This window comes from candidate division WOR-3 bacterium (assembly GCA_016867815.1).
Lineage (GTDB): Bacteria > Hydrothermota > Tepidihabitantia > Tepidihabitantales > Tepidihabitantaceae > UBA2258.
The window spans coordinates 1-4,323 of sequence record VGIR01000156.1 but is presented as its reverse complement, the minus strand read 5'-3'; the positions used below and the strand labels follow the sequence as shown (position 1 = coordinate 4,323).

The 4,323-nt window shown below is 63.5% G+C and carries 5 protein-coding genes; 4 read left to right on the top strand and 1 reads right to left on the bottom strand.

What is annotated here, in order from left to right; translation table 11 throughout:
* On the bottom strand, positions 1-404 hold a 404-nt coding region (locus FJY68_13630; GenBank protein MBM3332866.1), incomplete at its 3' end, for a hypothetical protein.
* 403 nt (positions 405-807) lie between these two features.
* Between FJY68_13630 and FJY68_13625 the strand changes: the two genes are divergently transcribed.
* The 4 genes from FJY68_13625 to FJY68_13610 form a co-directional block, all read left to right on the top strand.
* Positions 808-1,425 (top strand): TetR/AcrR family transcriptional regulator, encoded by a 618-nt coding sequence (locus FJY68_13625; GenBank protein ID MBM3332865.1) that lies wholly within the window; start codon positions 808-810, stop codon positions 1,423-1,425.
* Between the two features lie 9 nt (positions 1,426-1,434).
* Positions 1,435-2,820 (top strand): TolC family protein, encoded by a 1,386-nt coding sequence (locus tag FJY68_13620; GenBank protein ID MBM3332864.1) that lies wholly within the window; start codon positions 1,435-1,437, stop codon positions 2,818-2,820.
* 7 nt (positions 2,821-2,827) lie between these two features.
* Positions 2,828-3,721: an efflux RND transporter periplasmic adaptor subunit gene (locus FJY68_13615; GenBank protein ID MBM3332863.1), complete on the top strand. Its 894-nt coding sequence runs from the start codon at positions 2,828-2,830 to the stop codon at positions 3,719-3,721.
* The coding region (locus FJY68_13610) for an efflux RND transporter permease subunit (GenBank protein MBM3332862.1) at positions 3,718-4,323 on the top strand (606 nt) is incomplete at its 3' end. The genes FJY68_13615 and FJY68_13610, both read left to right, overlap by 4 nt.

Here is a 4,323-nt window from a genome sequence, read left to right as displayed (position 1 = left end):
GTGTCGTTGTAGACGTAACTGTCCGGTCCGGCAATCGACAGCCGCACCTGCGTACCGATGGGCAGCGTATCGCTGCCCATGTTCCTGATCATCGCCCGAATCGGGAAGTTAATGTTGGGGAGCGTGTCCTTGGGCATGTTCCTGGAGAACCAGACGGCCGACGCGTTGGTATCCTGCGGCGCCCAGTCGAGCACCGCCCGGATCAGCCAGTCGCCCACGATGTTGTCCTCGGAGGAACTGCCCGCCGAGTCCATTGACCATTGTGTATGCGCGGACGCGTTGTTGTATGCGTCAATCGAAAGCCCGGGGCAGTTCGGGTTGGCGCCCACCTGCTTGTAGAAGATGTAGAAGTTGCTCGCCCCGGCGAGCCCAACGGCAAGACCCAGAGTCACCAATCTGCGCATCGCTGCTCCTCGTTAAGGTTGCCCAACGAACTGACCAAGACCTCCCGGCCCTGCCTGCGGAGAGGCGCGACGACAGGTCACATAGCCCCAGCGCGGCAAAGCCGAGGAGCGTTCATTCCTTCAGGACCCTTCACCTGCTGCAACGCAGGCAGTCGATGATAGCGACCGTCAAACCGGGGTCAAGGGAGGGGATTCCTTGGTTCCAGAATCCCGGAAGTCAAAAGATACCGGTTCGAAACTGCCTTCTGCCGGCCTGAATGCTCGACCCCTGGACCACCTCCCTCCGACTACCTGAGCAGTCTAGCGCGGGGCCTCTGTCACACGCCCGCGACGTTTGTTCTTGACTACGCACCGGGTGGCTCTATAATGACTGACCGGTCAGTTTTCGAAAGGCCAAGACCACATGAAGACCAAGTCAGAAGTCAAACGGCTCGCCTTGCTCAAGGCGGCTTTTGCCGTCGTCACTGAGAAGGGGTACTTCGAAACCACCGTCGACGAAGTCGCCCGCCGCGCCGGCGTGGCCAAGGGCACGGTCTACCTCTACTTCAAGGACAAGCCCGCCATCTACATCGGCCTGGTGGACTGGCTGCTCGAGCAGGCGCTGGAGACGATCGCCGCGGTGGCAGCGCGGCCCGTATCCCCTCGTCGCCGACTCGAGGAGCTCTTCTCGACCTGGGCGACCGGGATGATGTCCAACCCCGGCGTGATGGCTCTGCTCTCGATGGAGAACGTCAACCAGTCCAGCACGGTGATGAAGCGGTTCCGGAAGCACGTCCTGCCCCGCATGTTGGAGATGGAGGACGCGGTCGCGGGCGTGCTGAAGCAGGGCATCGAGCAGGGCGAGTTCCGGCCGGTCGAACCCCGAGTTGCGGCGACCATGTTCATCGGCACATTCCACGCCATGCTGTTGTCGCTGGCCCGGTCTCCGGGAGCGCGGCCGGATGAGTCGATCAAGGAATTGTTCTTTTGCGGCATCCTTGCCGAGAGCAGGGGCCGCCGTACGGATGGCAATAGGAGATAAGGAGTATTGATGCGTAGATTCGCCCTCTGCATCTTTGCCGGGCTGCTGGCCGCTGGTGCGGCTGGCGCCCGGGCCGACACGCTGCGCCTCGACGCGGCCAAGGCAGTCGAGATGGCTCTCTCCAACCCGAAGCAGGTGGAGCTGGCTACGGCCAAAATGATGGAGGCGGTCGCGGGCAAAGGTGCCGCCTTCGGTGCGTTCCTGCCGCAGATTTCGGCCACCGGCACCTACACATGTCTCGCCAAGGTCAGTTCGTTCCCGATGACCATTCCGGGGTACACCAACATACCCTTCTGGGTAGTGAACCCAAGGACCGGCGAGACGACGGGCATGACCGATCCGATACCGGTGTATACTCCGGACACTGTGAGCGTGAAGCTCGGTAGCTCGGACAACTACGCGCTGACCGGCACGGTGCAGCAGACCCTATTCACGTGGGGCAAGCTGCTCAACGCCTACCGCATGGCCGGTCTAAGCCAGGAGATCCAGATGCAGGCCCTGCTTCAGGCCCGCGCCCAGCTACGGGTGGACGCGACGTCGGGCTACTACCAGGCTCTGCTCGTCCGGCGAACGGTGGGTGTGATGAACGACGCCCTGCGCCAGCTCCGAGGCCACGTCGGCCAGGTCCAGTCGCTCTACGACAACGGCATGGCCACAAAGCTTGACCTGATGAAGGCGACACTCGGGCTGCAGCAGATGGAAGCCCAGGTCTCGCAGGTCGAAAACGGGGCCGAACTCGCGACCGCCGCTCTTCTCAACACGCTTGGTCTGGATCCGGCCACGCCGGTAGCGTTCAGCGAGGAACTCGCGCCGGATTCGTTCACCGTTGACGTAGACCAGGCGACGCAGCAGGCGCTCGAGCGCAGACCGGAACTCGCCCAACTGCGCAACGCCGCGAAGATGGCGGAGCTTGGCGTACGCATCGCCCGGACTGCCAACCTGCCCAATGCGTTCGCGCAGGCCAACCTGAGCTATAAGAACCCAGTCGGCTTCAGTGCTGAGTGGGGCGCGGACTGGAACGCAACCGCCGGTATCTCGATGCCCATCTTCACGGGTCTGTCCAACTACAGCAAGCTCAAGGCGGCCCAGGCCAGGCATCGCCAGGCCCGGATCGCACTGGCGCTGGTCGAGGACGGAGTAAAGCTCGAGGTCAAGGCACTGGCCCTCGGCCTGAATCAGGAGGCGAAGAACGCCGCCTTCCAGAAGAAGAACGTTGAAGTCGCCGAGGCCGCGCTTGGCCTGGCTCAGGCCCGGTACGAGAACGGACTACTGACCAACCTCGATTACATGGATAGCCAGGTCGCGCTGACCCAAGCGCGGGTCGCGTACCTCAACGCAATGGCCAACTACCAGATTGCCAAGGCAAAGCTCGAGAAGGCAATCGGGGAACACTAAGGAGACGATGATGAAGAACCTATCCGCGCTTCTGATTACCACGCTTGCCCTCTTCGTCGCCGCCGGCTGCCGCTCGACCTCCGGCAAGCAAAAGAAGGAAGACCGGGCAGTGCAGTCGGTAGAGGTCCACACGGTCAAGCTCGACACCGTGGTCCGCACCGTGCAATTGCTGGGCACCCTGCAAGGCGACCAGCAGGCGATGGCGATGCCCAAGATCGCCGGGAGGGTGACGGAGATCGTACGGCCGGAGGGTTCGTCGGTGAGCGAAGGCGATCCCATCGCCTACGTCGTCAACGACGTCCCGGGAATGGACTTCAAGCCGGGCCCGGTGACCGCGCCGGTTACCGGAACGGTAGGCAAGGTCTACGTCGAGGTCGGGCAGTCGGTGGCGCCGGGCATGCCGGTGGCCTCCATCGCTAGCTACGGCGCGCGAGTCAGGGTCAAGGTTAACGTCAGCGACCAGGACCTTCGATTCGTCAGACCGGGCGCGCGCGGCGTGGTTGCCGTGTCTGCTTTCCCGGACGAGACGTTCTCCGGCTCAGTCAGCCGGGTCACGCCGATGCTGGACCAGATGTCTCGCACAGCGACCGCTGAGTTGGTGGTTGAAAACCGCAGTCGGCTGTTGGTGCCGGGCATGGCCTGCGCGGTTCGCCTCGTGCTCGAACGGCGTGAGGCGGTGGTCGCCCTTCCTCTGACCGCCCTTTTCAATGACGGGTCAATGCGAATCGCAGTGCTCGACGGCACCACCGCCCGATTCCGTCCGATCGAACTCGGGCTGATCGGCGACCGGGCGGTCGAGGTCGTCTCCGGCATACAATCGGGGGAGAAGGTCATCACTACCGGCAAAGAACGCATCAAGGACGGCGACGAAGTGAAGCCGGCAGAGAGCGGTCAGCAATGAAGCTGGTCGACGCGTCCATCTCCAAGCCGGTCACGACCGCGATGGTCGTGGTCGCAGTCCTCGTATTCGGCGTCATCGGCGTCTCCCGCATGCAGGTCGACTTCTACCCGGATGTTACGTTCCCGATGGTCGTCGTCGCGACCATATACCCGGGCGCCGGCCCGCTCGAAGTCGAGTCCGAAGTCACCGACCCGATGGAAGAAGGCCTCGGCACAATTGCCGGGCTGACCGACATCACCTCGCGGTCCTCGGAGAACGTCTCGGCCATCACGATGCAGTTCGACTGGGGCACGAACCTCGACGCGGCCGCGTCCGACATCCGCGACCGGCTCGACATGGCCCAGGCATCGCTGCCGGCCGACGTCCAGAAGCCGTTCGTCTTCAAGTTCGACCCCTCGATGATGCCGGTGCTCAACCTCGGACTGGCCGGCGATATCGACGCAGCCGAGCTGGCCGACATCGCCGAAGAGATTACGCAGCGGCTTCAACGCGTACCCGGAGTCGCCGCGGTCAACTCCGGCGGCCAGGTGATCAGACAGGTACAGGTCGAGCTCGACCTGCGGGAGTTCGCCCTTTCGGGCGTGACCTCGGAACAGCTCGCC

Excerpts from the sequence above, each read along its gene's own strand:
- FJY68_13615 (MBM3332863.1), top strand. The coding sequence starts at position 2,828 with ATGATGAAGAACCTATCCGCGCTTCTGATTACCACGCTTGCCCTCTTC.
- FJY68_13620 (MBM3332864.1), top strand. The coding sequence starts at position 1,435 with ATGCGTAGATTCGCCCTCTGCATCTTTGCCGGGCTGCTGGCCGCTGGT.
- FJY68_13625 (MBM3332865.1), top strand. The coding sequence starts at position 808 with ATGAAGACCAAGTCAGAAGTCAAACGGCTCGCCTTGCTCAAGGCGGCT.